Raw genomic sequence first — 23,972 nt, 5'->3', positions numbered from 1 at the left:
GTCCATTGGGGGGTAGGATATAGAACCTTTTGTATATCTCCCTCCTCGAGGACTCAGATGCGTAAAATCAGGATGGCTGTTCTGGCTGCCGCTGTTGGCGTGGCCGCTTTCAGCACGGCTGCTTCGGCCGGTGATGCCGCCAAGGGCGAGAAGGTTTTCAAGCGTTGCGTCGCGTGCCACACCGTCGACGGCAAGAGCAAGGCGACCGGCCCGACGCTGGCCGGTGTCGTCGGCCGCGCCGCCGGTAGCCTGGAAGATTTCAAGTATTCGCCGGCCATGGCGGGTTCGGGCAAGACCTGGGACGAAGCCAGCCTCGACGCCTATCTGACCAAGCCGAAGGATTTCATCCCCGGCAACAAGATGGCCTTCCCCGGCCTGCCCAAGGCCGAGGACCGCGCCGACGTGATCGCTTACCTGAGCACCCTGAAGTAAGTCGATCGCCTGAAAAAAAACGCCGCCGCCCTGCAAAGGACGGCGGCGTTTTTTTATGCCCTTCGTCAGCCTTGGCGCGACCGTTCGAGCAATTCGGCCCTGGCCTGGGCCAGGGCTTCGCCGTTGGCGCGCGCGGTGCGCAGCAAGGTCTGGATCAGATTGGCGAGGCCGACCGACGTTTCGGCCATCATGTCTTCGATCACCTGCTTCTGCAGGACGTAGCAGACCGTTTCCTCGGCGGCCTCGGCGGAGGCCATGCGGGGCTCGTTATCGAGCAGGGCGAATTCGCCGAAGATGTTCCAGGGCGTGACCTCGCCCAGCAGGATGCGGCGGCCGGAGACGGTCTTGAAGATGTTGACCTTGCCGTATTCCACCATATAGGCGGCATCGCCCCTGTCGCCTTCCTTGAAGATCAACTGGCCGCGTTGGAAGAGCTTGCGGTCGGGGGATTTGGCTGCCTTCGCTGTGTCTCGCATGATATCCCACATGATCGAAACTCCCCGTCCCTGGAGGGTGTGAGAATTTTCGCGCAGAACGGGAATTCTGGCAAGGGGACTTCACGCCCAGGCGATGGAATCCAGCGCGCCCTGCAGGATATAGGCGGCGGCCATCTTGTCCACCACCTCGGCCCGGCGCTTGCGCGAGGCGTCGGCCTCCAGCAGCGTGCGGGTGACGGCGGCGGTGGACAGGCGTTCGTCCCAAAGCGCGATGGGAATATCGCGCAATTCCAGCAGATTGGTCGCGAATTGGCGGGTGGATTGGCAGCGCGGACCTTCCGTTCCATCCATGCTGATCGGCATGCCCAGCACCAGCCCGCCGACGTCGTGCTTGTCGATGACGGCCAGCAAGGCCTGGGCATCCTTGGTGAATTTGGTGCGCTTGATGGTGTCGAAGGGCGTCGCGATGGTCAGCATGACGTCGGACAGGGCCATGCCGATGGTCTTCGTTCCCAGGTCCAGCCCCATCAGGCGCTGGCCGGAACGAAGGAGTTGCTTGAGTTCGCCAGGGTTGCGGACCAACATGCCGGGTGATACCTTCCGCCGCATTTCCTAAGAAAAGACAAGTTTTCTTGTCCCGTAGCTGGAGACACTTATCCCATGTCGCTGGACAAAGCCACCGTCAGGACCATCGCGAACCTGGCGCGCATCGAAGTCCCGGACGAGGAACTGGACCATCTGGCCGGTGAATTGTCGCGCATCGTCGATTTCGTCGAGCAATTGTCCGAGGTGAATACCGACGGCGTTGCGCCCATGACCAGCGTCGCCGAGATGACGCTGCCCCGGCGCCAGGATGTCGTGTCGGACGGCAATTGCCGCGACGGCGTCCTTGCCAATGCACCCGATGCCGATGACGGCTTCTTCTGTGTGCCGAAGGTGGTGGAATAATGACCCGGCTTACCGATCTGACCATGGCCCAGGCCCGCGACGGGCTGGCCAAGGGCGAATTCACCTCGGTCGAACTGACCGAGGCCCATGTCAAGGCGATGGAAGCCGCGCGCGGCCTGAACGCCTATATCACCGAGACGCCGGACCTGGCGCTGGAACAGGCCAAGGCTTCCGACGAGCGCCGCCGCAAGGGCGAAGCCGGCGCCATGGAAGGCCTGCCGGTGGCGATCAAGGATCTGTTCTGCACCAAGGGGGTGCGCACCACGGCGGCCTCGAAGATCCTGCATGACTTCACCCCGCCCTATGAATCCACCGTCTCGGACAATCTGCTGAAGGCGGGCGCGGTCAGCCTGGGCAAGACCAATCTGGACGAATTCGCCATGGGCTCGTCCAACATGACCAGCCATTTCGGCGGCGTCACCAATCCGTGGAAGCGCCGGGGCGACGACAGCCCGCTGGTGCCCGGCGGCTCCTCGGGCGGCTCCGCCGCCGCCGTGGCCGCGCGCATCGCGCTGGGCGCCACCGGCACCGATACCGGCGGTTCGATCCGCCAGCCCGCCGCCTTCTGCGGCATCGTCGGCATCAAGCCGACCTATGGCCGCTGCTCGCGCTGGGGCACGGTGGCCTTCGCCTCTTCGCTCGATCAGGCCGGGCCGATGACCCGCACCGTGCGCGACGCGGCGATCATGCTGGGCGCCATGGCCGGGCACGACCCCAAGGATTCGACCTCGGCCCCCATGGCGGTGCCGGATTTCGAGGCGGCGCTGACCGGCGACATCCGCGGCCTGAAGGTGGGCATTCCGAAGGAATACCGCCCCGAGGGCCTGTCGGACGAGATCGCCAAGGTCTGGGAGCAGGGCATCGAATGGCTGAAAGCCGCCGGTGCCGAGCCGGTCGAGATCAGCCTGCCGCATACCAAATACGCCCTGGCGACCTATTACATCGTCGCCCCGGCGGAAGCCTCGTCGAACCTGGCGCGCTATGACGGCGTGCGCTTCGGCCTGCGCGTCGACGGCAAGAGCCTGGACGAGATGTATGCCAAGACCCGCGCCGAAGGCTTCGGCTCCGAGGTCAAGCGCCGCATCATGATCGGCACCTATGTGCTGTCGGCGGGCTATTACGACGCCTATTACGCCAAGGCCCAGAAGGTCCGCGCGCTGATCGCCGAGGACTTCCGCAAGGCCTATGAGACGGTGGACGTGATCCTCACCCCCACCGCGCCTTCGGCGGCCTTCGGCATGGGCGAAAAGATGGACGACCCCATCACCATGTATCTCAACGATGTCTTCACCGTGCCGACCTCGCTGGCCGGCCTGCCGGGCCTTTCGCTGCCCGCCGGGCTGAATGCCGAGGGCCTGCCGCTGGGCCTGCAGCTCATCGGCCGTCCCTTCGACGAGGAAACGGTCCTGAAGGTGGCCGATGTGATGGAGCAGGCCGCCGGCTTCACCGCCCGCCCGGCCGGTGTGGAGGGCTGAACATGAGCTATATCATCCAGGGCGAGACCGGCGAATGGGAGGTCGTGATCGGCCTCGAAGTCCATGCCCAGGTCATTTCCAAGTCCAAGCTGTTCTCGGGCGCGGCCACCGATTTCGGCTCCGAGCCCAACACCCAGGTCTCGTTCATCGATGCGGGCATGCCGGGCATGCTGCCGGTGATCAACGAGGTCTGCGTCGAGCAGGCGGTGCGCACCGGCCTGGGCCTGAAGGCGCAGATCAACAAGACCTCGGTCTTCGCGCGCAAGAACTACTTCTACGCCGATTTGCCGCAGGGCTACCAGATCAGCCAGTACGACCAGCCCATCGTGGGCGAGGGCACCATCATCCTGGACATGCCCGACGGTTCGACCCGCGAAGTCGGCATCGAACGCCTGCACCTGGAACAGGATGCGGGCAAGTCCATGCACGACCAGCACCCGACCAAGTCCTATATCGACTTGAACCGTTCGGGCGTGGCGCTGATGGAAATCGTCTCCAAGCCCGACATGCGCAGCCCGGAGGAAGCCGGGGCTTACCTCAAGAAGCTGCGGTCGATCCTGCGTTATCTCGGCACCTGCGACGGCAACATGGAGGAAGGCTCCATGCGCTGCGACTGCAACGTGTCGGTGCGCAAGAAGGGCGAGACGGGCCTGCGCACCCGCTGCGAGATCAAGAACGTGAACTCGGTGCGCTTCGTCATGCAGGCCATCGAGCACGAGGCCATGCGCCATGTCGAGATCTACGAATCCGGTGGCGACATCAAGCAGGAAACCCGCCTGTTCGACCCGAACAAGGGCGAGACGCGGTCCATGCGCAGCAAGGAACAGGCGCATGACTACCGTTACTTCCCCGATCCGGACCTGCTGCCGCTGGTGCTGGAAGACGAACTGATCGAACGCATCAAGGCCGACCTGCCGGAACTGCCGGACGAGAAGAAGGACCGCTTCATCCGCGACTTCAAGCTCTCGCCCTATGATGCCGGCGTGCTGGTGGCCGACCGCGCCACGGCCGACTTCTTCGAGACGGTGGCTTCGGGACGCGATGCCAAGATGGCGGCCAACTGGGTCATGGGCGATTTCTTCGGCGCCATGAACCGCCTGGGCCGGAGCATCGAGAATCCGCCGGTCACCGCCGAAAATCTCGGCAAGCTGCTGGACCTGATCGCGGACAACACCATCTCGGGCCGCATCGCCAAGGAAGTCTTCGAGCTGATGACCGAAACGGGCAAGGATCCATCGGTCATCGTCGAGGAAAAGGGCCTGAAGCAGGTCACCGATACCGGTGCGATCGAGCAGGCCTGCCAGGCGGTGGTCGATGCCAATGCCGACAAGGTCGCCGAATACAAGTCCGGCAAGGACAAGCTGTTCGGCTTCTTCGTCGGCCAGGTGATGAAGAACACCCAGGGCAAGGCCAATCCGGCCATGGTCAACGAGATCCTGAAGAAGCTGCTGGCCTAGGGCGGCAAGGCGGGGCGGGGGCCTTTTCGTCCGCCCCGCCGCTTCTTCTTGGTCTGGAGGCTGGGCCGTGGAACGGATCGTCGCCAATGGCGGCTGCTGGGTCGCTTGCGAACCGCTGCCGATCTTTGACATTCTCTGCGATTTTGAAGGCTGGCGCACATGGTGGCCGGCCGAGTTGCGCGTGCGCAAGGTGGAAATGGCCGCCGGCATCACCGGTTCGGCGGTTCACCTGGGCGCGCGGCGCAGGAAGACGGTCTGCCGCGTCGAGGCCATGGACCCGCCCCATGCCCTGACCTTGCGCCGGACCTCCGGCCCGGTGCGCGGCAGGATGCTGTGGCGCCTGGAGCCGCAGGAGGGCGGTACGCTGGTCACTCTGTCGATGGATTTGGAAATTACCGGTTTTCTTCCCCGCCTGCTGGCCGGTCTGACCAATGCCCAGGCCGCCGAACAGCGCCGTGTCGGGCAGATGCTGCACGGCTTGAAGCGATTGGCCGAAACGCCATGACGATCCGTCCCGCCATTCCCGAGGATGCGGCCGGTCTGGCCGAGCTGCTCAACGAACTGGACCTGCATGTGGGTAATCCCGGCGGCGTCTTCACCGCCGAGAAGGTCCTGGCCGACGGCTTCGGCCCCGAGGCCGCTTTCCACTGTCTGGTGGCGGAAGGCGGGACGGGGCTGCTGGGCTATCTGCTGTGGTATCCGGCCTACGACACCGATCTTGCCGCCCGCAAGATGTGGGTCTCCGACATCTATGTCCGTCCGGCGGGCCGGGGCAAGGGAGTGGGGGCGGCCCTGCTGCGTGCCGCCGCAGCGGAAGCCCTGGCGCGGGGCTGGCCCTCCCTGGAGTTGCCTGCCTTCGCGGAGGAAAGCACCTTGCGTTTCTATCGCGGGCTGAAGGGTCACGCCAAGGGGGCCGAGGTCTTCCGTTGGGAGGGTGCGGATCTGGCCGCCCTCGGCGCAGGGGAGCCGAAGGCGTCCTGACGCGCCCCTGCGCCTGGCAGGGGTGGCGTCATTTCCCCATCATTTCGTGCACCTTGGCGAGGAAGGCGCTGATGGCGATGGGCTTGCTCAGCAATTGCGTCGCCGGGCCGAGGGGTTCCTTCTCCATCGCTGCATTGTAGGCATAGCCGGTCAGGAACAGCACCTTGAGGTCCGGACGCAGCGCCCGGGCCATTTCCGCGAGTTGTCGTCCGTTGAGGCCGGGAAGGCCGACATCGGTCGCCAGAAGGTCGATCTTTTCCGGCTTGGCGAGAAAGGCGAGGGCCTTGTCGCCGTCTTCCGCTTCCAGTACCGTGTAGCCGTGCTCCTTCAGTTCCTCGACGAGGAGCAGGCGCACCAATGCTTCATCCTCTACCACCAGCACCGTTCCCTGGCCAACCGGCTGAGTTTCCGGAGAGGCAGGGGCATTTTCTTCCGCCGTTTCTTCCGCTTGCTGGTGGCGCGGCAGGTAAATCTGGACCGCAGTGCCGACTCCGACCGTGCTGTCCAGCTGGATGAAGCCGCCCGATTGCCGGGCGAAGCCGTAAAGCTGGCTCAAGCCCAGGCCCGTGCCTTGGCCGATCGGTTTCGTGGTGAAGAAGGGTTCGAAGACGCGAGGAAGGATATCGGGCGGAATGCCCGTGCCGTTGTCCCGGACTGCCAGCATGACGTAATCGCCTGGGGCAGCCTCGGGGCTTATGTTCGGCGGGCGCGTCTTTTCGTCCAGATTGATATTGCGGGTCTCGATCTCCAGCGTGCCGCCTTCCGGCATGGCGTCGCGGGCATTAATCACCAGGTTGAGAAGCGAGCTTTCCACCTGGTTCGCATCCGCCCAGGTCGGCCAGAGATCCGGGCAGAGCAGGGTCTCGACGCGGACCGCCTCGCCCACCGATTGCTCGATCAGGTCGCGCATCCCCAGCACCAGTTGGTTGAGGTCCGTGCGCTTGGGGGTGAGCGGCTGGCGCCGGGAAAAGGCGAGCAGGCACTGGGTCAGGTTCGCGGCGCGGTCCACCGAGGTCCTGGCGGCCGCCGTGAAGGCTTCGATATCGGTGCGCCCGGCGGCGAGCCTGCGTTCGATCATCTCGATGCTGCCGCTGATCGCTTGCAGCAGGTTGTTGAAGTCGTGGGCCACGCCGCCGGTCAGCTGTCCCACGGCTTCCATCTTCTGCGACTGGAAGAGGGCCTGGCGGGTTTCCTCCAGGGCTTCCTCGGCTTTCTTGCGTTCGGTGATGTCGCGGGTAATCTTGGCAAAGCCCACCAGCCTGCCCTGGTCGTCGCGGATCGGGTCGATGACGATGCTGGCCCAGAAGAGTGTCCCGTCCTTGCGGACCCGCCATCCTTCCGTCTCGAATTTTCCCTCGGCCGCGGCAATCGCCAAGCCCCGTGCCGGGATGCCCGCGGCGCGGTCTTGTTCCGTGTAGAAGCGGGAGAAATGCTGCCCGACGATTTCTGTGGCGCTATAGCCCTTGAAACGTTCGGCTCCGGGATTCCAGCTCCGTACGATGCCCTGTGTATCGAGCATGTATATCGCGTAATCTGAAACGTTCTTGATCAACATTTCAAACCATCGCTCACCTGACAAGCTTTCCATCCTGTCGTCGGGCGCCTCAAATCCAGTCACACTCATTCTCCAAGCCCTTTGATTGGATAATGCTACTTACTGGGCGGTGTTACGGCAACTTCTTATCCGATTCGATAACTTGGTATTTAGGACTTATGGGGTGGGGGATATGTCGTAATGCCGCCATGCCAATGCCTTGTCGGTGAGCAGGGAAATGTCGCCGGGCTTTTTCGTAAGGATCGAATATAGGACGCAGTCCTCTGGAACCATCTCTCCTTTTACGCCGTTGATGGGAAACTCTTCCAGCACCAAGAAGGTGAGCCATGCCGACTCCGTCGCTCTTGCCGTACCGCATCACCATCTGCGGACTGTCGGAATTGTCCGGCCATTGTAGTGCCGGGGTCAGTCATGTGGTGTCGATTCTCGACCCCGATTGCCCGGACCCGGAGGATTTCCTATCCTATGGCCGGCATGCGCGGGAGGTCTGGCGTTTCCATGACACCATCCTCGACCATCCCGCCACGGTGCCGCCCAGCGAAGAGACGCTGCGGGCCATCCTGGCCTTCGGCGAGGCGGCGCTGAGGGAGCGGGCGAAGCATGTGCTGATCCATTGTCATGCCGGGGTCTCGCGCTCGACCGCCGCCGCCGTGGCCTTGATGGTGCAGAACAGCCCGGGGCGGGAGGAGGAGGCCTTCGCCCATCTCCGCACGATCCGCCCCCGTTCCTGGCCCAACAGCCGCATGATCCGCTATGCCGACAGCCTGCTGGGATGCGGCGGGGCACTGGTGGCCGCCATGCGGGCGCATCACGCCCTGGTCGCCCGTGCCTATCCGGCTTTCGTTGAGCTGCTGAAGGCCGGCGAACGGGCGCATGAGGTGCCGCAGGCCTAAGGCTCTTCCGGGGGCGGGGGGCGGGCGATCCGGATGCGGGTCTGCAGCCACAGGGTGACCGTCCAGCACAGCAGCGCCCAGGCCGCCCCCAAGGCCCATCCGGCGACGACGTCGCTCAGCCAGTGGACGCCCAGATAGATCCGGGTCAGGCCGATCATCACGGTCAGCAGGATCGCCGTTCCCATGATGAACAGTTTCAGGCGGAGGCGGGGCGTCATGCGGGCGAGCAGGGCGCCCAGGGTCAGATAGGCGACGGCGGCCGAGGTGGCATGGCTGCTGGGGAAGCTGGCCGTGGCGGTTTCGACGACATGCCAGGCGATATCGGGGCGGGCGCGGGAGAAGACATCCTTCAGCATGATGCTCAGCACCGTCCCGCCGCCGACCGAGACGGCCACCAGCAGCGCCGCCCGGAATCGCCGGGCCAGCATCAGGAAGAAGATGGCGATGGCCGAGAACAGATAGACCACGGTGAAACTGCCCAGCGCGGTGATGTCCTGGGCCGCCGTCACCAGCCAATGCGGGCCGACCAGATGGGCGGGGTCGCCATTCACGCGCAGATGGAACAGCACCAGCTGATCCAGCTCATTGCCGCCGCCCTCTGTCACTTCGTCGGTGATGGCGACGAAGACCATCGCCGCCATCACCGCCAGCAAAGCCACCCCAAACAGCAGCAGGATCTTCCTGTCCTGCCGCCCGGCAAAAGCGTGCCGCTCCACTCCTTGTTCCTCCTTCCGCCCTGGATGGAAGGGGAGATGGGGTGCGAAACCAATCGCTTCATGGGGGCGTCGGCATAGAACGAAAAAGTTACTCGCAAGGCGTTGACTTGCCCCGCAGTATTCGGTACAAACCGCACCTCAGCCCAACGGCATCAAATACCGTTCCCGCGGAGGGGTGGGTGAGTGGCTGAAACCAGCGGTTTGCTAAACCGTCGTACTCTGATAAGGAGTACCCCGGGTTCGAATCCCGGTCCCTCCGCCACTTTGCCGCCCGTTGCCCTATATGGCGCGATATTGACGCCGGTTTCCGCATCATCACCAAGTGGTGTAGCGAACCGCTGATCACTGCCGTTTCCACGTTACAGCCTGCTCATTTCGCTCAGCGGTCAAGCTGGGGGATGAAAAGACGTCGATAGAAACAGGCGGATAGACGCTTTAGTTACCTTCTTGATGCGTAGGATGCTGAATAGTCAGCTTGCGCACATAACCGCCGAGGCGGGCGTCTCCCCAATCTGACCGGTCCAGCGATACTCGTATGCCATCAATCACCAAAACTTCGGGCTCGGAGGTTTGAGCGCTAATATAGATCGCCGTTGCCCGCTTGGCGTCAAAGGTCTTGGCAAGAAGGGTTAGCGCGCGTTCATCGAAGGCGCGCTGCGCTTCCTTCACATCGTTTCTGTTCGAGCTATCGAGTGCAAGCCGCAGCTGCGTTACGGCGTGCTCATTGCCAGTGAGGTGGTAGGAAATCCGATCGGCCAGCACTTTGTCGTTCAGCTTCACTGATGGTGTATCTGCGAACCATCCCCATTGCGTGCGGTGATAGTCGTCGGTAACGAGGCCGTATTCTTCAAGGAATAGCTGAGCCGCGTAAGGCGACCAGCCTTCATCGCGCATAACGGCAGGCGGATTTTTTCCGATTTTGAAGAGCCGCTTGATTTCCCGAATGGCTTCTTTAACTCCCTGCTTGTCGGCGATATCGCGCTCGCGAATATCTCGCGTGAGACGTTTTACCCCGTCGATATTCCAGCCAAACGCGAGCAAAGCGCGCCATCGCGCATAGCGGGTGATGGGAGCTTGTTTTGGTCTCATCTGTAGGTGGATGAAGGCTTCCTCGTAGGACATATAGACCGCGAGTAGGAAAATGAACGGGATGAACATTAGCCAGAGCAGCAAGGGCAGCCCGAATTCGCGCAGTGTGTTCAATGTCCAGAATTCGGTAACGCTAGCGGCAACCAGCCAATAGCTGAAGCCGAGGATAGTGAAACCCGCTAGAATTTGGAGCCCGCGCAGCAGGCTAAGCACTCGGGAAACTCCGAGGTTGTCAGTTTGATGTTCGCCGACTGCTATAAGGAGAGTGAGAAACACAAGTGCCGGAAGCATGAGCAGTTCGACCCAGAGTGGGAAGCTTACCAGCTCGGCGATGAACAGAAGAACGGCGGAAAGTGTGAACGCATCGCGCACCAGCTTGCGTAGCGCATGTGGCTTGTCCTTAAGCCGTCGTGCTTCAAAGACGCTGCTGAAACCAACTGTCAGCCACCACAGCAGAGTAGACTTGAGATTGGGCCATTCCCATAGATTTAACCGTGTGAGCAGCCAGACACAGGCCGCCACGTAGAGGGACATGAGCAGCCAGAGCAGTACGAGCTTCGGCATAAAGAAAGCACGTATGACATTAAACGCGAGAGGGCGACCATTTTTCCACAGCAGCACAGTAATCAGTAGCAGGCCTAAATAAACGAGGGTAGCAATCTCGCGATTGCTCAGGCCGAATCCGAAACTGGCTAATGTGAAGGACATACTTTTTTAGATCACATCTCACGCGTGGCGATAAGCACCTTCTTCCAACATTAGGATACTCATACATCATCGCTTATAGGTAGTCTTACGCTGATGGTGGGTGGAGGAAAGGGCGAATTCAGGGGCCATTTTGGGAAGCTATAGTGTAGACGTAGTTCCCCGATTCATCGCTCTCGATCCGCCATTTTCAAGAAATGCGCGCCTTTGGGCGCTTTTTTTGTGTCTTCCCAACATCCGGGGTGCCTCACCGGAGCCCTGGACGCAGACCAATACACCACATCACAAATCCGCCGCATCAAAGACGGCTGCCACCCAATCGAGGAAAACCCGCACACGCGGCGATAATTGGCGGTTCTGCGGATAGTAGGCGGCGAGCGGCAAAGGCGGGGGCGGCTGATCCGGCAGGACCTCGACAAGGGTGCCGCGCGCCAGATCCTCCCGGAAGCGATAGCGGGGTGCCTGAATCAGCCCGTATCCCATCCGTGCGAGATGATGCGCCGTCTCCGCCTCGTTGGCGGTCACGCGGCAGGGAAGCGTCACCTCCTTGATTCCCTCGGCGGTTTGAAACTCCAGCGGCATGACACGACCCGTGCGCGACGACACGAAGCCGATCATTTGGTGTCCGTCGAGGTCATCGGCCGAAGCGGGCATTCCGTGCCGTTCGAGATAATGGGGGCTGGCGCAGGTCTGTTCCGGAATATCGGGAAGCCTGCGCATGATCAGGCCGCTGTCATCCGGTGTGCCCGCCCGGATGACGCAATCCACCCCCTCGCGTACCAGATCGACCAGCCTGTCGCCCTGGCCGATCTGCACATTGATCTGTGGGTATGCGTCCAGGAAGTCCGGCAGGCGCGGCAGCAGGAAAGCCCGCGTCAGCGCGCCGTGTGCGTCGATGCGGAGTACTCCCGACGGCTCACCGCCCCGCAAGACGCCCTCTGCTTCGTCGATATCGGCGAGGATCGACAGGCAGCGCCGGTAATAGGCTTCGCCATCCGGCGTGGGCGCCACATGCCGGGTGGTGCGTTCCAGCAGCCGGCTGCCGAGGTCGCGCTCGAGCCGTCGGATCGCTTCGGTTGCCGTCGAACGCGGAATGCCAAGATCGGCCGCCGCGGCCGTGAAGCTGCGGCGATCGATGACCCGCACGAAAAGACGCATTGCCTCAAGACGATCCATGATTGTTCGAGATAGCCGAATTTTGTTGCCGCTGAAAGGGCGGTTATCCCGCCTTCAAGTCTGCCTACCTTCTTGGCAAACAACGGAGGTCAAGACATGAGACTGAAAGACAAAACCGCAATCGTGACCGGCGGCGGCAAGGGCATCGGCGCGGCAATCGCGCGACGGCTGGCCCAGGAGGGATGTGCTGTTGCGGTGAACTATGCGCGCGATGAGGCTTCTGCCCGTCAGGTCGTGCAAGATATCGAGCAGGCGGGGGGCAAGGCGGTCGCGGTGCAGGCTGATGTCGGCGATCCGGCCGGCATGCCCGCGCTGTTCGATGCGGCTGAAGCGGCGTTCGGCCCGGCCGACCTGCTGGTCAACAATGCAGGGGTGATGCGGCTGTCCCCCATAGCCGACGCTACGGATGCGGATTTCGAAGACCATTGCGCCATCAATCTTGGCGGCACGTTCCGCGGCATGCGCGAAGGCGCCAGGCGGCTGCGCGATGGGGGACGGATCATCAGCATCTCTTCAAGCGTGGTGGGCTTCTACCAGCCCGGTTACGGATTGTATGCCGCGACGAAAGCCGGGATCGAGGCGCTGACGCATGTACTCGCCAAAGAGTTGGGGCCGCGCGGGATCACCGTGAACGCAATCGCGCCCGGTCCGGTCGAGACCGATTTCTTCATGCGCGGCAAGTCCGAGGAACTGGTCGACAGCATCAGGCGGATGATCCCGCTCGGCCGCCTCGGCCGTCCCGATGATATCGCCGAGGTTGTCGCTTTCCTGGCCGGGCCGGAAAGCGGCTGGATCAACGGCCAAACCATCCGCGCCAATGGCGGCGCCGTCTAACCGCCTCCCCCAAAGCCAAGGAGCACATCATGCCTTTCGCGAATTACAAACTGCCGCAGGCCTCGCTTTCGACGGCACAGAAGGAAGACCTGATCCATAAGACCACCGAACTCATGGTCGGCTATTTCGGGGAGGCCGTGCGTCCGACCACGATGGTCCTTATCGAGGAAGTAGCCGATGGCGGATACGGACGTGCGGACGAGGTCTTCATCATGCCGGAAGAGTACCGGGCCAAGGACTGACGCGGTTTCGGGAGTCGCTTCCTCCTTTTCGTGATGCCCCTTGAAAGGGGCGCTGCCAGCGGATATGTTCTCGTTATGTTCCGTGAACGCGCCTCTTCTCATGCAGAGCAGGACCGCCAGCCTCCCGCCGGGCTGATTGGTCCCGCCTTGCCCGGGGCGGCGGTGGAGCTTGCGCTTTATTCCTCGGTGCCGGCGGGGTTTCCCTCGCCGGCCGAGGATTACGTGGAAGGGGCGCTGGATGTGCATGCCCTGCTGGTGCGCAGGCCGGCGGCGACCTTCTTCTGCCGGGCGCAAGGTCCTTCCATGCGCGATGCCGGTATTCATGACGGCGACCTGCTGGTCGTGGACCGGTCGCTGGAGCCGCTGTCGGGGGATATCGTGGTGGCCACCATCGAGGGCGGGCTGACGGTCAAGCGCTTGCGCAAGACGCGGGGAGGATGGGTGCTGGAGCCGGCCAATCCCGATTTCCCCTCCATCCCCATCAATCCGGATGCCGGCATCACCGTCTGGGGCGTCGTCACCTTTTCGATCACCGGGCTCTGCGCGAGATGAGTCATGGCTCTTTTCGGCATCGCCGATTGCAACAACTTCTATGTGTCCTGCGAGCGCAGCTTCCAGCCCCGGCTGGAAGGCCGCCCGGTGGTGGTGCTGTCGAACAATGACGGCTGCGCCATCGCCCGGTCCAGCGAGGCCAAGGCGCTGGGTGTTTCCATGGGAGCACCCTGGTTCAAGATCCGCCACCTGACCGAGACGGAGGGGCTGGTCGCCGTCTCGTCCAATTATGCCCTCTATGGCGACCTGTCCATGCGGGTGATGTCGATCCTGGCCGATCAGGTTCCGGCCACCGAGGTCTACAGCATCGACGAATGCTTCCTCGATCTCGATAATCTGGCCGTGCCGGATTTGACGGAATGGCTGCGCGGCCTGCGCAGCCGGGTCAGGCAATGGACGGGCATTCCCATCTCGATCGGCGTCGGCCCCACCAAGACCCTGGCGAAGATCGCCAACCACCTTGCCAAGACCAGCCCCAAGGCGGGCGGCGTGCTGGACCTGTCCCGGCGGGCGGACTGGCGGGAGATCGCGCTGAAGAGGACGCCGGTCAGCGATGTCTGGGGTATCGGCTGGCAATGGACCGGGCTTTGCGTGATGAACGGCATCCGCACCGCCTGGGACCTGCATCAAGCCGATGACGGCTGGGTGCGGGCGAAGATGGGGACGGTGGGGATGCGCACCGTGATGGAATTGCGGGGCGTGGCGGTGCATGGGCTGGAGGCGGAGGCCGCCGACCGGCAATCCTGCTGCGTCTCGCGCAGTTTCGGCGAGGCCACGGCGGAATACGGGCATGTCCGCGACGCCCTGGTGGAGTATGCCGCCGCTGCTGCGGGCAAGCTGCGGCGCGACGGTCTGCTGGCCGGGATCGTCCAGGTCTTCGCGATGACCGACCGCTTCCGCCGCGACCTGCCGCAATATTCCGGCAGCGCCTCCGTGACGCTGTCTTCGCCCAGCGCGTCGAGCCGGGAGATCATCGCGGCGGCGCTGAAAGGGCTGGATCGTCTTTGGAAGGAAAAGTTCGCCTATCGCAAGGCGGGGGTCATCCTGCTCGACCTGGTCCGGCCCGAGAATGTGCCGCGGGATCTTTTCTCACCGCCGCCGGAAAAGCCTGATTCCCTGATGTCGGCCCTGGACAGGATCGAATCCCGCTTCGGACGGGGAGGGGTGAGGTTCGGCTTGGCCCGGCCGGATGCGCCCTGGCGGATGCGCCAGGCCATGCGTTCCCCCTGCTGGACGACGAGATGGGAGGACGTCCCGACGGCGCGCCTGGAATGAGAAATGCGGGAGGCGCCCCTCAGGCGGCCTCCCGCATCGGTATTCGGCTTCAGGCAGGGGTGGCCAAGTGCTGGCGTGAAAGCTGCTCGAAAACGGCAAAGACGCTGCGGCCGCCGTAGTAAAGGTCCTGCAGGGCGCGGCGCGGAATGCCCAGGTCCTTCGAGGTCACGCCATGGATGCGCTTGAGTTGGCTGTCCAGATCGCCATGCCAGATCGTGAAGCCGGTATCTTCGATGGGGTGGGACATCTAAACCCTCCGCTTAACCATTTCGTGCTGCTACCTCGGCAGGTATATGCCGTTTGGTATGGTGATTATGTGCCGCTTTCCTTTCCCTGTTGCAACACCTTTACAAGGACGAATATGGATGAAGGGAAATTAGCCTTAAGAATAGGAGGGTCTTATTTTCGGGTTACTCCAGGAAATACTCAATCGTCGATACGACGCGCACCTGTTTTTGCATCTGGGTTGATTCCGGCATGCTTCCGATCGGGTCGCGGGGCAGGATCGAGAAGCTGCCCTGGCTGGCCTTGCGGATGCCGCCAACGCTGGCACCGGAATCGGCGGCGAATTGTTCGGCCCCGGCGCGGGCGTTGCGGGTGGCCTCGGCGATCATCTCGGGCTTGACGTCGTTCAGCCGGGTGAAGATGAAGGTGGGGCCGCCGAAGGGGCCGTCCTGTTCGCTCAGCACCACGCCGCGCCGCGCCAGTTCACCGCTCTGGCGGGCGATCCGTTCCACCATCTCCACGTCGTTGGAGCGCACCACCAGGGTCTGCGCGACGATGAAGCGGTTGTTGCCGGCCCCTTCGGGACGGTAGGCTTGGGCCAGCAGGTCGGTGACTTCCGGGCGGCGCGGGGTTATCGCTTCGGGATCGAGGCCTTGCTGGATCAGGAATTCGGTGACCGTCGCCACATCGGCATCGATCTTCGCCTGGACTTGCGTCAGGTCGTCGCCGGTGGCCGAAAAGCGCAGCGGCCAAACCGCCAGATCGGCGATGACGTCCCGTTCCGCCAGGCCTTTGACGGAGACATAGCGGTCGGCGGTGCGGACCCGCTCCAGGCCCTGGGACAATTGCCAGCCGGCGAAGGCGATGCCGCCGGACAGGACCAAGGCGGAACCGAAGAGAACGAGGGACCGGAGAGACATGGGCGGCACTCACGAAGGAAATCGGATGGGAAGCTTGTTTAGCCGGGGATCGTGGCGAAAGAAAGGAACCATGATGTTCCTCTTGTGGTGTATGGCAGCCCATCCGCTCCAGGCGGGCGAGGTGAGGATCGAAGCCGGGCCGCAGGGCCATCGCCTGATGCTGGACGGCCAGCCCTTTCCCTTGCGCGGTGCGGCGGCGACCGGCCATCTGGAGGCCCTGGCGGCGGCGGGGGCGAATGTGGTGCGGCTCTATGGCGAGGATCAGGCGCCGCTGTTGGACGAGGCGGCGAAGCACGGCCTGAAGGCCATTGCGGGCATCTGGCTGGAACATCCCCGCCACGGCTTCGACTATGCCGACGAAGACGCCTTGCGGCAGCGCGAGGCGGAGGTGCGGGAATATGTGCTGCGCACCCGCAACCATCCCGCCGTGCTGCTCTGGGGCATCGGGAACGAGTTGGAGATCGACCATCCCGATCCGCTGCCCGCTTGGCGTTTCGTCAACCGGCTGGCACGGATGGTCAAGGAACTGGACCCGGGCCGCCCGGTGATGCTGACGGTGGCCGAGATCGATGAGGACAAGCTGGCGCGCCTGGCCGAATTGGTGCCGGATGTGGATATCCTGGGAGTGAACAGCTATGGCGGCGGCATCGAGACGCTGGGCGACCGGCTGCGCGCGGCCGGTTGGAACAGGCCGGTGATCGTCGCCGAGTTCGGCCCCTTGGGGCAATGGCAGGCCGAATACACCGCCTGGGGCGTCCCCTACGAGCCCGACAGCACCATCAAGGCGGAATTGTATGGCCGCTGGTTCGAGACCATCGAGGCCGATCCCGCCTTGATGGGCGGCATCGCCTTCCTGTGGGGCGCCAAGCAGGAACAGACCAGCACCTGGCACGGCATGTTCCTGGAAAGCGGCGAGGCCCTGGAAGCGGTGGACGTGCTGACCCATGCCTGGACCGGGAAATGGCCGGAGCATCGCGCGCCCCGGATCGAAGGCAAGTGGATTTCAGGGCAGGTCTTCCCGCCGGGCAGCCTGCAACAGGCCAATGCCCTGGCCGAGGGCGAGAGCCTGTCCTGGGACTGGCAGGTGGTGCCGGAATCCACCGACCTGCGCCAGGGCGGCGACCTGGAGGCAGCCCCCGTGCCGGTGCCCGGCTCGATCGTCGAGGTGCGGGAGAACCATGTCACCTTCCGCGTTCCCGACAAGCCCGGCCCCTATCGGCTGTTCCTTACCCTGCGTGACGGCAAGGGGAAGGCGGCGACGGCCAATATGCCTTTTCTCGTGGAAGAATAGAACTTCCGCCATAACGGCTTTCGTACGGGACGGTATCCTCCTATCTTCCCGCGCATGGATACTGTAACCCAAATGCTTCTCGGCGCGACGGTGGCCCAGGCGGGCTTCCGGCGCAAGCTCGGCCGTGGCGCGATGGTCGCCGGGGCAGCCATCGCCCTGGTGCCCGATCTGGATGTGGTCGCCGGCTGGGTCGGCGATACCTTCACGACTTGGCAGCATCATCGCGGCATCACCCATTCCATTTTTTTCGGCCCGGTGGTCGGCCCGCTCTTCGGCTGGCTGGCCTGGCGGATCCACCGATGGCGAACGAACGACCGTCCCGACGTGATGGCGGGTGAAACCCTGCGGGCCTGGATCTGGCTGGCGGTCCTGGCGCTGCTGACCCATCCGATCATCGATCTGTTCACCAGCTACGGCACGCAGCTGCTGACGCCGTTCTCGACCCATCGCTTCGCGGTGGATGCCATGTCGATCATCGACCCGGTCTACAGCCTGATCCTGATCCTGGCCTTGCTGGTGGGTGCCTTCGCTAGGAACCGCCCGAGATTGGCCCAGGACGTGGCCGGGGGCGCGCTGATCGTGATCACCGCCTATACTCTGATGGGCTGGGCGATCAACGACCACGTCAAGCATGTGGCGCGCGGCCAGGTCACGCCGGCGGCGCAGATCGAGGCCTATCCGCTGCTGTTCCAGCCCTATTACCGGCGCGTCGTCGCCAGCACCGAGCAGGAAACGCTGGTCGGCTTCTATTCCGTGCTGAATCCCCGTCCCATCACCTGGCAGAGCTTCCCGCGCAGCGAGGACCCGCGCATCGACCGGGTGGCGGCCCAGCCCGAGGCGCAATTGTTCGACTGGTTCTCGCTGTACCGGCTGCATTGGCGGGTGATCGAAGAGGCCGACGGACGGGCGCGGGTCGAGGCCCTGGACACCCGCTACGGCCTGCCGCAGAACGGTTCGGAACTGGGCTTCTGGGGCATCCGTGCCATGGTCGGCCCCGACGGGGAACTGGCCGGGCCCGTCGAGACTTTCAGCCTGCCGCGCGACGGCTCGCGCAACGCCCTGGTCCAGTTCTGGCGCGAAATGGTCGGGGAGTAAGGCGGGGCGATCCGTCTTGCCCTCTCGGACGAAAAAAGGCCGGCGAGATCTCGCCGGCCTTTGTTTTTGCGGGGCAGGGGCCTCAGCTCTTCGGCTTGCGGGCCTGTTCGACCAGCTGCTTCAAGGTGTTCTGGTCCACCGCGCCGGGGATGATGCGGTCGCCGATGATGAAGGCGGGCGTGCCGGTGATGTTGAGGTCGCGGGCCAGTTCGTAATTGGCGCGGATCTGGGCCTCGATCTCGGGCTTTTCCATGTCGGCCTTCAGCTTGTCCACGTCCAGGCCGACTTCCTTGGCGGTCTTGAAGATGCTCTGCTCGTTGACCGGGCCGCGCAGTTTCATCAGGGCGGTGTGGAAGGGCAGGTACTTGTCCTGTTCGGCGGCGGCCAGGGCGGCACGGGCGGCGACGACTGAATCCGGGCCCAGGATCGGCAGTTCCTTGAACACCACGCGGATATTGCCGTCGGCCTTTGCCGTGTCGAGCAGGCGGTCCACCACCGTCTTGCAATAGGTGCAGCGGTAATCGAAGAATTCCACGATGGTCACGTCGCCTTGCAGGTTGCCGGCGACGGGCGAGGCCGGATCGTGGAAGATGGCTTCCTCGCGCGCTTCCAGCGCCTTCTGGGCTGCTTCCTCGGCTGCCAGGATCTGCTTTTCCTGCAATGCCTCCAGCGCCTCGTAGACGACTTCGGGATTGTCCATCAGGAACTGGCGGACCAGCTTGCGCACTTCCTCGGCCTGTTGGGGCGTGAACACGCTTTCTTCCTGGGCGGCGGCCGGAAGGCTCAGGGGAGCGGCCAGGATCGCGGTGGAAAGAGCAGCAACCGCAAAATGCTTGGCGAACATATCGAGGGCAACCTCTCGGAAAGATACGGGCCGGTCCAGTTCCGGCCGCCGCATATTGGGCCAGCTTGGGGCGCCGAAGCAAGCCTTGCGGCTCGTCTTTCGCGCCTTATTCGGAAATGCCCGGGGCCGAAGGCGGCGGCGGGGCCAGCGAGATCTGCGCCACCTCGCCGAGGCTTTCCTCGGCGGTGTCTTCAGCGGCGACGGCGACGAAGGTGATGCGCACGGCGCCGATCTCGATCTCGGGCCAAAGCCGGCGGTGCAGGGCGGCCAGGTCCAGTTCCTGCCCCCACCATCTTCCGTCGCTGCCGCCGGCCCGGGCGACGAAGCGGCCATAGGGGCCGCGCGTCAGGGCCGCGCCGCCTTGCCAGGATTCCGCGGCCCACAGGATGACCGCCGCCCGTTCATGGGGCGGCAGGGCGGAGAGGGCGGTTTCTTCCGTGCCGGTGCCGCCTCCGGAAAAGCCGACCAGCAGCCGCATGGGCGCGTCGGGCGAGGGGGTGAGCATGGGCGCCGGAGTGCGCGGCTGCAGCCGCCAGGACCAGGACAGATAGGGCATGTCGGTCAGGGCGGTGTCGATGCGCCGTCCCACCGCGCCGCGTCCCGGCGGGGTCAGCACTTGCAGGGCGTTGCGGCCCATCGCTTCGGGCGTGGCAGGGGCCTGGAAGGCGGGGAAACCCACCGTGAAGAACCCGGCCTCGCGCCGTGCCGAAGGCGGAGCCGACAGGGCGAAGGCCAGATCCTCGCCCAGCAGGTCCAGTTCCGTCCCCTGGGCGACGGCGAGCGGAACCGGCGGCGGGACGGGGGCACAGCCGGCCATCAGCAGCAGCATGGCCAGACCTGGCCCCCACCCGGTCGTCCGGTTCCGTCGGTTCACCTTTTCTGGTTCTCCCGCAGGCGCTCCGTCTCGGCCTTGATGTCCTGGGTGCGCAGCCAGGTCGGCGAGGACTGGGGCAGAAGCTGTTCGGCGCGATTGGCATAATAGGCCGCCTCGGGCAGGCGCTGGCCGAGCAGGGCATGTTCGGCCATGGCATAGGCGGCCAGCCCTTCCTCGCCCAGCCGCCCCAGGGCGGTGGCGTAAAGCCGCCAGGCAAAGCCGTTGTCGCCTTCGATCTTCAGGGCATTGGACAGGTTCTGCCGGGCTTCCTCCAGCATGTCGGGCGTGCCCAGTTCGATCTGCACCTGGGCGAGGCTGATCTGCAGCAGGGGATGGGGCAGCAGGCGCACCGCCTCGCGATAGGGCGCAAGCGCTTCCTCGGCGCGACCGTTCTCGAACAGCATCTGGCCCTTCAATTCATGCAGATAGGGGTCTTCGGGCCGTTCGGCGATCAATTCGTCGATCAGTGGGATGGCGCGGCCCAGGTCGGGGCGGCGGTAATAGGCGATGGCTTGGGCGTAGCGGGCGACGAAGCTGGTGTCGGTCTCGGGATAGCGGCGCAAGGTGCGCACGGGCGATTCCAGGAAGGCGTAGAGCTTGGCGCGCATCCGCTCGTGCATCTCTTCATAGCCGGGACGGCTGGGCGCGTCGGAATGGGGCGAGCGGGCGACATGGGCGCGCAGGAAGTCGATGCGGTCGCGGGTCAGCGGATGGGTGCGGACATAGGGATCCTGGCGCTCGGTCTGGAGCAGGTCCTGGCCCTCCAGGATTTCCATGAAGCGCAGCAGGCCGCGCGCAGATTGGCCGGTGGCGTCCAGATAGTTGACCGCCGCCTGGTCGGCGGCGGATTCCTGGGCGCGGGTATGGGACAGGAAGTTGCGCTGGGCCGCGTGCTGGCCGCCCATGATCACGGCGGCGCCGACATCGCCGCGCCCGGTGGCCATGGTGGCGGCGGCGCCCAGCACCATGGCGACGATGGATTCGGCGGTGGCGCGCCCGGCGGCATCGTGCAGGCGGCTGAGATGGCCGCCCGCCATGTGGCCGATTTCATGGGCCAGCACGCCGATCACCTGTTCCGGGGCCTCGGCGCGCATCAGAAGGCCGGTATTGAAGAAGACGTTGAGGCCGCCGGCGACGAAGGCATTCAAGCGGTTGTCCTTGACCAGATAGATGCTGACCGACTGCGGATCGATGCCGGCAACCTCCAGCAGTGGCGTGGCGTAGGCGCGGATGGTATTTTCCACTTCCGCATCTCGAATCATCGACATGTTATTCGCGGACGCGCGCGACAGGGGCGCGGACACGGCCACCAGGAACAGCATGACCAGGAAGATTATGCGATTGAACACGGACAAACACTCGCTGCTCGACATCAAACCTAGGCAGACCCGCCGTTACGGGCAATCTGGCCTCGTGGGAGCGGCCCTGGTATTGGCCCTGGCCGCTTGCCAGCCGACGCAAGGCGAGGGCCTTGGCCGACTGGGATATGTCCAGGGCTATGCCGGCATGGTCGCCGCCGACGAACCGCGTGCCGCCCTGATCGCCCGCGATACCCTCTCCGCCGGCGGCACCGCTGCCGATGCCGCCGTTGCCGGTTACTTTACCATGGCCGTGACCATGCCGTCTGCCGCCAGTCTCGGCGGCGGCGGGGCCTGCGTGGTCTGGGACCCCCAGAGCCGCCAGGCCGAAATGCTCGACTTCCTGCCTCCGGCCTCGCAGGCGATCACCGACAACACCGACCGGCCCAGCGCCATTCCCGGCAATCCGCGCGGCATGGCCGCGCTGCACGCCAAGCATGGCCGCCTGCGCTGGGAAAGCCTGATCACCCCGGCGGAACATCTGGCCCGCTTCGGCGTTCCGGTCTCCCGCGCTTTGGCCCAGGATATCAGCATGGTGGCCGATCCCCTGCTGCGCGATCCCGCCGTTCGGTCCATCTTCGCCGCCAATTCGGGCGAAGCCGTGGCAGAGGGGCAGCGGATCACGCAACTGGATCTGGCGGCGGTGCTGGCGCGTCTGCGCCTCAATGGGGCGGGGGATTTCTATCTCGGCCAGACGGCGCGCCTGCTGGCCACCGGGGCGGAACAGGCCGGCGGTTCTCTGTCGCTCGACGAGCTGCGCAATTTCGTGCCGCAATGGCGTTCCACGCTGGCCGTGCGGGTCGGCGACGACACCGCCCATTTCGCCGGGGTTCCGGCAACCGGGAGCGTGATTGCCGCCGAGATCCTGTCGATGCTGCAGGAAAGCGGCTTCGCCCGCGCCGATGACGAGACGCGATCCCGCCTGCTGTCCGAAGCCTCGTCCCGTGCCGGGGTGGGGTCCGCCAGTGACTTTCCGGCCTCGGCGGGTCTGATCGTGGCCGATGCCGAGGGGCAGACGGTCGCCTGTTCCTTCACCATGAACCATCTCTTCGGTACCGGGCGCATGGTGCCGGGAACGGGCGTGATCCTGGCCGCGGCGCCGGACAGCCGCGCGGGCGCCGCCTATGCCGCCGTGGCGCCGGTGGTCGTGGTCAACGAACCCACCACGGAATTGCGCCTGGCCGCGACGGCGTCCGGCGGCATCGGCGTGCCGGCAGCCTTGGCCGATGTGACGGCGCGGGTGATGCTGGCGGGCCAGCCCCTGGCCGAGGCCCTGACGGCGCCGCAAGGTCCCCGCATTCTGCCCGCCGTCCAGCCCAACCGGGTCCAGGCCCTGCAATGCACCAGCGGCCGGGCCGGACCCGAGCGCTGCCGGGCGGTGACCGATCCGCGCGGCGCGGGTCTGGCCATCCTGCTGGGAGGCGGGGCATGACCTTGAAGGTCGCCAAGCGGGGCAATGTCCCGCCCTTCATCGTCATGGACGTCATGCGCGCCGCCGCCGAACGCGAGGCGGCGACGGGCGACGTTTTGCATCTGGAAGTGGGGCAGCCTTCGACCGGCGCCCCGGCCCGGGTGGTCGAGGCCGCCAAGCGGGCATTGGAGTCCGGCGACAGCCTGGGCTACACCCTGGCCTTGGGCATCGAGCCCCTGCGCGAGAAGATCGCCGCCCATTACAAGGCGGAATACGGCGTGGCCGTCGATCCCCGGCAGGTGGCGGTGACCACCGGCTCGTCCGGGGCCTTCCTGCTGGCCTTCCTGGCGGCCTTCGAGCCGGGCGACCGGGTGGCCATCGCCAGCCCCGGCTATCCCGCCTATCGCAACATCCTGCGCGCCCTGGGCGTCGAGCCGGTGCCGCTGCGGGTGGGGGCGGAAACGCGATTCCAGATCACCGCCCAGGTGATCGAGGCCCTTGACCAGCCCATCGACGGCGTCATCGTCGCCAGCCCCTCGAACCCCACCGGCACCATGCTGAGCGAGCAGGAGGTGGCGGATCTGGCCGCCTGCTGCAAGCGCAAGGGCATCCGCCTGATCTCGGACGAAATCTACCACGGCATCACCTTCGGGCGGAAAGCCGCGACGGCGGCGGCCTTTGCCGATCATGCCGTGGTCATCAACAGCTTTTCCAAATACTTCTCGATGACCGGCTGGCGGCTGGGCTGGATGGTGGTGCCCGACGATCTGGCCCGTGCGGTGGAATGCTTGGCGCAGAACATGTTCATCTCGGCGCCTACCCTGTCCCAGCAGGCGGCCCTGGCGGTCTTCGACTGCAAGGAGGAGCTGGAAGCCAATGTGGTCCGCTACGCTCGGAACCGCGAACTGCTGTTGAACGAGTTGCCCAAGGCCGGTTTCGACCGGCTGGCCCCCGCCGACGGTGCCTTCTACATCTATGCCGATATCAGCCAGATGACCAATGACGCGCAGGATTTCTGCCGCCGCATGCTGGCCGAAACCGGTATCGCCGCTACCCCCGGCGTGGATTTCGACCCCGAGGAAGGCCATCGCGCCATGCGCTTCTCCTTCGCCGGTTCCACCGAAACCATGGCCGAGGCCGTCAAGCGGCTGCGGGCCTGGCGGAAATAACCCAACTGGAAACCCCGT

26 protein-coding genes and 1 tRNA gene are annotated in these 23,972 nt (G+C 64.6%); 16 read left to right on the top strand and 11 right to left on the bottom strand.

Annotated features, from left to right (window positions below):
* Positions 1 to 57: 57 nt before the first annotated feature.
* A complete protein-coding gene (locus EPD66_RS17340; RefSeq protein ID WP_142849769.1) occupies positions 58 to 432 on the top strand; it encodes a cytochrome c family protein in 375 nt (124 codons plus the stop codon).
* 65 nt (positions 433 to 497) lie between these two features.
* On the opposite strand, the gene EPD66_RS17335 is transcribed toward EPD66_RS17340, so the two are convergent.
* Both EPD66_RS17335 and ruvX read right to left on the bottom strand, forming a co-directional pair.
* Positions 498 to 908: a cyclic nucleotide-binding domain-containing protein gene (locus tag EPD66_RS17335; RefSeq protein ID WP_185961475.1), complete on the bottom strand. Its 411-nt coding sequence runs from the start codon at positions 906 to 908 to the stop codon at positions 498 to 500.
* 81 nt (positions 909 to 989) lie between these two features.
* On the bottom strand, positions 990 to 1,454 hold the full coding sequence (gene ruvX / locus EPD66_RS17330) for a Holliday junction resolvase RuvX (protein WP_142849767.1): 465 nt from the start codon (positions 1,452 to 1,454) through the stop codon (positions 990 to 992).
* A 75-nt stretch (positions 1,455 to 1,529) separates the two neighbouring features.
* Here ruvX and gatC point away from each other — a divergent pair, with 75 nt between their 5' ends.
* From gatC to EPD66_RS17305, 5 genes are all read left to right on the top strand, one after another.
* Positions 1,530 to 1,817, top strand: a complete 288-nt coding sequence (gene gatC / locus EPD66_RS17325) for an Asp-tRNA(Asn)/Glu-tRNA(Gln) amidotransferase subunit GatC (protein WP_142849766.1) — start codon at positions 1,530 to 1,532, stop codon at positions 1,815 to 1,817.
* Positions 1,817 to 3,292 (top strand): Asp-tRNA(Asn)/Glu-tRNA(Gln) amidotransferase subunit GatA, encoded by a 1,476-nt coding sequence (gene gatA / locus EPD66_RS17320; protein WP_142849765.1) that lies wholly within the window; start codon positions 1,817 to 1,819, stop codon positions 3,290 to 3,292. The genes gatC and gatA overlap by 1 nt, the downstream gene beginning before the upstream one ends.
* Before the next feature lie 2 nt (positions 3,293 to 3,294).
* Positions 3,295 to 4,749, top strand: a complete 1,455-nt coding sequence (gene gatB, locus EPD66_RS17315) for an Asp-tRNA(Asn)/Glu-tRNA(Gln) amidotransferase subunit GatB (RefSeq protein WP_142849764.1) — start codon at positions 3,295 to 3,297, stop codon at positions 4,747 to 4,749.
* A 67-nt stretch (positions 4,750 to 4,816) separates the two neighbouring features.
* Positions 4,817 to 5,254 carry an SRPBCC family protein gene (locus tag EPD66_RS17310; protein ID WP_142849763.1) on the top strand — a complete coding sequence of 146 codons (438 nt, stop codon included), beginning with the start codon at positions 4,817 to 4,819 and terminating at the stop codon, positions 5,252 to 5,254.
* Positions 5,251 to 5,730, top strand: coding sequence for a GNAT family N-acetyltransferase (locus EPD66_RS17305; protein WP_142849762.1), 480 nt, complete (start codon positions 5,251 to 5,253; stop codon positions 5,728 to 5,730). The genes EPD66_RS17310 and EPD66_RS17305 overlap by 4 nt, the downstream gene beginning before the upstream one ends.
* Positions 5,731 to 5,758: 28 nt before the next feature.
* Here EPD66_RS17305 and EPD66_RS17300 read toward each other — a convergent pair whose 3' ends face one another.
* Positions 5,759 to 7,318, bottom strand: coding sequence for a PAS domain-containing sensor histidine kinase (locus EPD66_RS17300; RefSeq protein ID WP_255448554.1), 1,560 nt, complete (start codon positions 7,316 to 7,318; stop codon positions 5,759 to 5,761).
* A gap of 293 nt (positions 7,319 to 7,611) precedes the next feature.
* On the opposite strand from EPD66_RS17300, the gene EPD66_RS17295 reads away from it, so the two are divergent.
* Positions 7,612 to 8,178 (top strand): tyrosine phosphatase family protein, encoded by a 567-nt coding sequence (locus EPD66_RS17295; protein WP_142849760.1) that lies wholly within the window; start codon positions 7,612 to 7,614, stop codon positions 8,176 to 8,178.
* Here the strand turns inward: EPD66_RS17295 and EPD66_RS17290 are convergent.
* A complete protein-coding gene (locus EPD66_RS17290; protein ID WP_142849759.1) occupies positions 8,175 to 8,894 on the bottom strand; it encodes a phosphatase PAP2 family protein in 720 nt (239 codons plus the stop codon). The two genes, EPD66_RS17295 and EPD66_RS17290, sit on opposite strands and share 4 nt — an antisense overlap.
* Before the next feature lie 169 nt (positions 8,895 to 9,063).
* Here EPD66_RS17290 and EPD66_RS17285 point away from each other — a divergent pair.
* Positions 9,064 to 9,156, top strand: a tRNA-Ser gene (locus tag EPD66_RS17285).
* A 173-nt stretch (positions 9,157 to 9,329) separates the two neighbouring features.
* Here EPD66_RS17285 and EPD66_RS24130 read toward each other — a convergent pair.
* Positions 9,330 to 10,691 carry a hypothetical protein gene (locus EPD66_RS24130; RefSeq protein ID WP_185961478.1) on the bottom strand — a complete coding sequence of 454 codons (1,362 nt, stop codon included), beginning with the start codon at positions 10,689 to 10,691 and terminating at the stop codon, positions 9,330 to 9,332.
* Between the two features lie 279 nt (positions 10,692 to 10,970).
* On the bottom strand, positions 10,971 to 11,864 hold the full coding sequence (locus EPD66_RS17275; RefSeq protein ID WP_142849757.1) for a LysR family transcriptional regulator: 894 nt from the start codon (positions 11,862 to 11,864) through the stop codon (positions 10,971 to 10,973).
* A 96-nt stretch (positions 11,865 to 11,960) separates the two neighbouring features.
* On the opposite strand from EPD66_RS17275, the gene EPD66_RS17270 reads away from it, so the two are divergent.
* The 4 genes from EPD66_RS17270 (at position 11,961) to EPD66_RS17255 (ending at position 14,767) form a co-directional block, all read left to right on the top strand.
* Complete coding sequence (locus EPD66_RS17270; RefSeq protein WP_142849756.1) at positions 11,961 to 12,698, top strand: SDR family oxidoreductase; 738 nt, start codon at positions 11,961 to 11,963, stop codon at positions 12,696 to 12,698.
* A 29-nt stretch (positions 12,699 to 12,727) separates the two neighbouring features.
* Entirely contained in the window at positions 12,728 to 12,940 is a 213-nt protein-coding gene (locus EPD66_RS17265) for a 4-oxalocrotonate tautomerase family protein (RefSeq protein WP_142849755.1), read from the top strand.
* A gap of 75 nt (positions 12,941 to 13,015) precedes the next feature.
* On the top strand, positions 13,016 to 13,492 hold the full coding sequence (locus EPD66_RS17260; RefSeq protein WP_142849754.1) for a LexA family transcriptional regulator: 477 nt from the start codon (positions 13,016 to 13,018) through the stop codon (positions 13,490 to 13,492).
* A 3-nt stretch (positions 13,493 to 13,495) separates the two neighbouring features.
* The gene (locus EPD66_RS17255) at positions 13,496 to 14,767 is read left to right on the top strand and encodes a Y-family DNA polymerase (RefSeq protein ID WP_142849753.1); all 1,272 of its coding nucleotides are present in this window, start codon (positions 13,496 to 13,498) and stop codon (positions 14,765 to 14,767) included.
* 49 nt (positions 14,768 to 14,816) lie between these two features.
* Here EPD66_RS17255 and EPD66_RS17250 read toward each other — a convergent pair whose 3' ends face one another.
* Together EPD66_RS17250 and EPD66_RS17245 are read right to left on the bottom strand one after the other, a co-directional pair.
* A complete protein-coding gene (locus EPD66_RS17250) occupies positions 14,817 to 15,014 on the bottom strand; it encodes a hypothetical protein (RefSeq protein ID WP_142849752.1) in 198 nt (65 codons plus the stop codon).
* A 163-nt stretch (positions 15,015 to 15,177) separates the two neighbouring features.
* Positions 15,178 to 15,912, bottom strand: coding sequence for an SIMPL domain-containing protein (locus EPD66_RS17245; RefSeq protein ID WP_142849751.1), 735 nt, complete (start codon positions 15,910 to 15,912; stop codon positions 15,178 to 15,180).
* Between the two features lie 70 nt (positions 15,913 to 15,982).
* Here EPD66_RS17245 and EPD66_RS17240 point away from each other — a divergent pair, with 70 nt between their 5' ends.
* Positions 15,983 to 17,203: a glycoside hydrolase family 2 TIM barrel-domain containing protein gene (locus EPD66_RS17240; RefSeq protein ID WP_142849750.1), complete on the top strand. Its 1,221-nt coding sequence runs from the start codon at positions 15,983 to 15,985 to the stop codon at positions 17,201 to 17,203.
* Between the two features lie 54 nt (positions 17,204 to 17,257).
* Positions 17,258 to 18,298 carry a metal-dependent hydrolase gene (locus EPD66_RS17235; RefSeq protein ID WP_142849749.1) on the top strand — a complete coding sequence of 347 codons (1,041 nt, stop codon included), beginning with the start codon at positions 17,258 to 17,260 and terminating at the stop codon, positions 18,296 to 18,298.
* 82 nt (positions 18,299 to 18,380) lie between these two features.
* Here EPD66_RS17235 and EPD66_RS17230 read toward each other — a convergent pair whose 3' ends face one another.
* The 3 genes from EPD66_RS17230 to EPD66_RS17220 all read right to left on the bottom strand — a co-directional run bounded on the left by EPD66_RS17230 (position 18,381) and on the right by EPD66_RS17220 (position 21,365).
* On the bottom strand, positions 18,381 to 19,142 hold the full coding sequence (locus tag EPD66_RS17230) for a DsbA family protein (protein WP_142849748.1): 762 nt from the start codon (positions 19,140 to 19,142) through the stop codon (positions 18,381 to 18,383).
* Between the two features lie 106 nt (positions 19,143 to 19,248).
* Positions 19,249 to 20,016: a DUF3047 domain-containing protein gene (locus tag EPD66_RS17225; protein ID WP_142849747.1), complete on the bottom strand. Its 768-nt coding sequence runs from the start codon at positions 20,014 to 20,016 to the stop codon at positions 19,249 to 19,251.
* Positions 20,013 to 21,365 carry a M48 family metalloprotease gene (locus EPD66_RS17220; RefSeq protein ID WP_255448552.1) on the bottom strand — a complete coding sequence of 451 codons (1,353 nt, stop codon included), beginning with the start codon at positions 21,363 to 21,365 and terminating at the stop codon, positions 20,013 to 20,015. The genes EPD66_RS17225 and EPD66_RS17220 overlap by 4 nt, the downstream gene beginning before the upstream one ends.
* On the opposite strand from EPD66_RS17220, the gene EPD66_RS17215 reads away from it, so the two are divergent.
* Both EPD66_RS17215 and EPD66_RS17210 read left to right on the top strand, forming a co-directional pair.
* On the top strand, positions 21,358 to 22,806 hold the full coding sequence (locus EPD66_RS17215) for a gamma-glutamyltransferase (protein ID WP_142849745.1): 1,449 nt from the start codon (positions 21,358 to 21,360) through the stop codon (positions 22,804 to 22,806). The genes EPD66_RS17220 and EPD66_RS17215 overlap by 8 nt on opposite strands.
* Entirely contained in the window at positions 22,803 to 23,954 is a 1,152-nt protein-coding gene (locus EPD66_RS17210) for a pyridoxal phosphate-dependent aminotransferase (RefSeq protein WP_142849744.1), read from the top strand. Before EPD66_RS17215 ends, EPD66_RS17210 begins: the two co-directional genes overlap by 4 nt.
* Positions 23,955 to 23,972 lie beyond the last annotated feature (18 nt).

This window comes from Telmatospirillum sp. J64-1, from assembly GCF_006980715.1.
GTDB classification, from domain to species: domain Bacteria; phylum Pseudomonadota; class Alphaproteobacteria; order Rhodospirillales; family Magnetospirillaceae; genus Oleiliquidispirillum; species Oleiliquidispirillum nitrogeniifigens.
This window is presented reverse-complemented; position numbering and strand designations above follow the sequence as displayed.

Coding starts and splice junctions, on each gene's coding strand:
- EPD66_RS17340 (WP_142849769.1), top strand. CDS start 58: ATGCGTAAAATCAGGATGGCTGTTCTGGCTGCCGCTGTTGGCGTGGCC.
- EPD66_RS17335 (WP_185961475.1), bottom strand. CDS start 908: ATGCGAGACACAGCGAAGGCAGCCAAATCCCCCGACCGCAAGCTCTTC.
- ruvX (WP_142849767.1), bottom strand. CDS start 1,454: ATGTTGGTCCGCAACCCTGGCGAACTCAAGCAACTCCTTCGTTCCGGC.
- gatC (WP_142849766.1), top strand. CDS start 1,530: ATGTCGCTGGACAAAGCCACCGTCAGGACCATCGCGAACCTGGCGCGC.
- gatA (WP_142849765.1), top strand. CDS start 1,817: ATGACCCGGCTTACCGATCTGACCATGGCCCAGGCCCGCGACGGGCTG.
- gatB (WP_142849764.1), top strand. CDS start 3,295: ATGAGCTATATCATCCAGGGCGAGACCGGCGAATGGGAGGTCGTGATC.
- EPD66_RS17305 (WP_142849762.1), top strand. CDS start 5,251: ATGACGATCCGTCCCGCCATTCCCGAGGATGCGGCCGGTCTGGCCGAG.
- EPD66_RS17300 (WP_255448554.1), bottom strand. CDS start 7,318: ATGGAAAGCTTGTCAGGTGAGCGATGGTTTGAAATGTTGATCAAGAAC.
- EPD66_RS17295 (WP_142849760.1), top strand. CDS start 7,612: ATGCCGACTCCGTCGCTCTTGCCGTACCGCATCACCATCTGCGGACTG.
- EPD66_RS24130 (WP_185961478.1), bottom strand. CDS start 10,691: ATGTCCTTCACATTAGCCAGTTTCGGATTCGGCCTGAGCAATCGCGAG.
- EPD66_RS17275 (WP_142849757.1), bottom strand. CDS start 11,864: ATGGATCGTCTTGAGGCAATGCGTCTTTTCGTGCGGGTCATCGATCGC.
- EPD66_RS17270 (WP_142849756.1), top strand. CDS start 11,961: ATGAGACTGAAAGACAAAACCGCAATCGTGACCGGCGGCGGCAAGGGC.
- EPD66_RS17265 (WP_142849755.1), top strand. CDS start 12,728: ATGCCTTTCGCGAATTACAAACTGCCGCAGGCCTCGCTTTCGACGGCA.
- EPD66_RS17260 (WP_142849754.1), top strand. CDS start 13,016: ATGTTCCGTGAACGCGCCTCTTCTCATGCAGAGCAGGACCGCCAGCCT.
- EPD66_RS17255 (WP_142849753.1), top strand. CDS start 13,496: ATGGCTCTTTTCGGCATCGCCGATTGCAACAACTTCTATGTGTCCTGC.
- EPD66_RS17250 (WP_142849752.1), bottom strand. CDS start 15,014: ATGTCCCACCCCATCGAAGATACCGGCTTCACGATCTGGCATGGCGAT.
- EPD66_RS17245 (WP_142849751.1), bottom strand. CDS start 15,912: ATGTCTCTCCGGTCCCTCGTTCTCTTCGGTTCCGCCTTGGTCCTGTCC.
- EPD66_RS17240 (WP_142849750.1), top strand. CDS start 15,983: ATGATGTTCCTCTTGTGGTGTATGGCAGCCCATCCGCTCCAGGCGGGC.
- EPD66_RS17235 (WP_142849749.1), top strand. CDS start 17,258: ATGGATACTGTAACCCAAATGCTTCTCGGCGCGACGGTGGCCCAGGCG.
- EPD66_RS17230 (WP_142849748.1), bottom strand. CDS start 19,142: ATGTTCGCCAAGCATTTTGCGGTTGCTGCTCTTTCCACCGCGATCCTG.
- EPD66_RS17210 (WP_142849744.1), top strand. CDS start 22,803: ATGACCTTGAAGGTCGCCAAGCGGGGCAATGTCCCGCCCTTCATCGTC.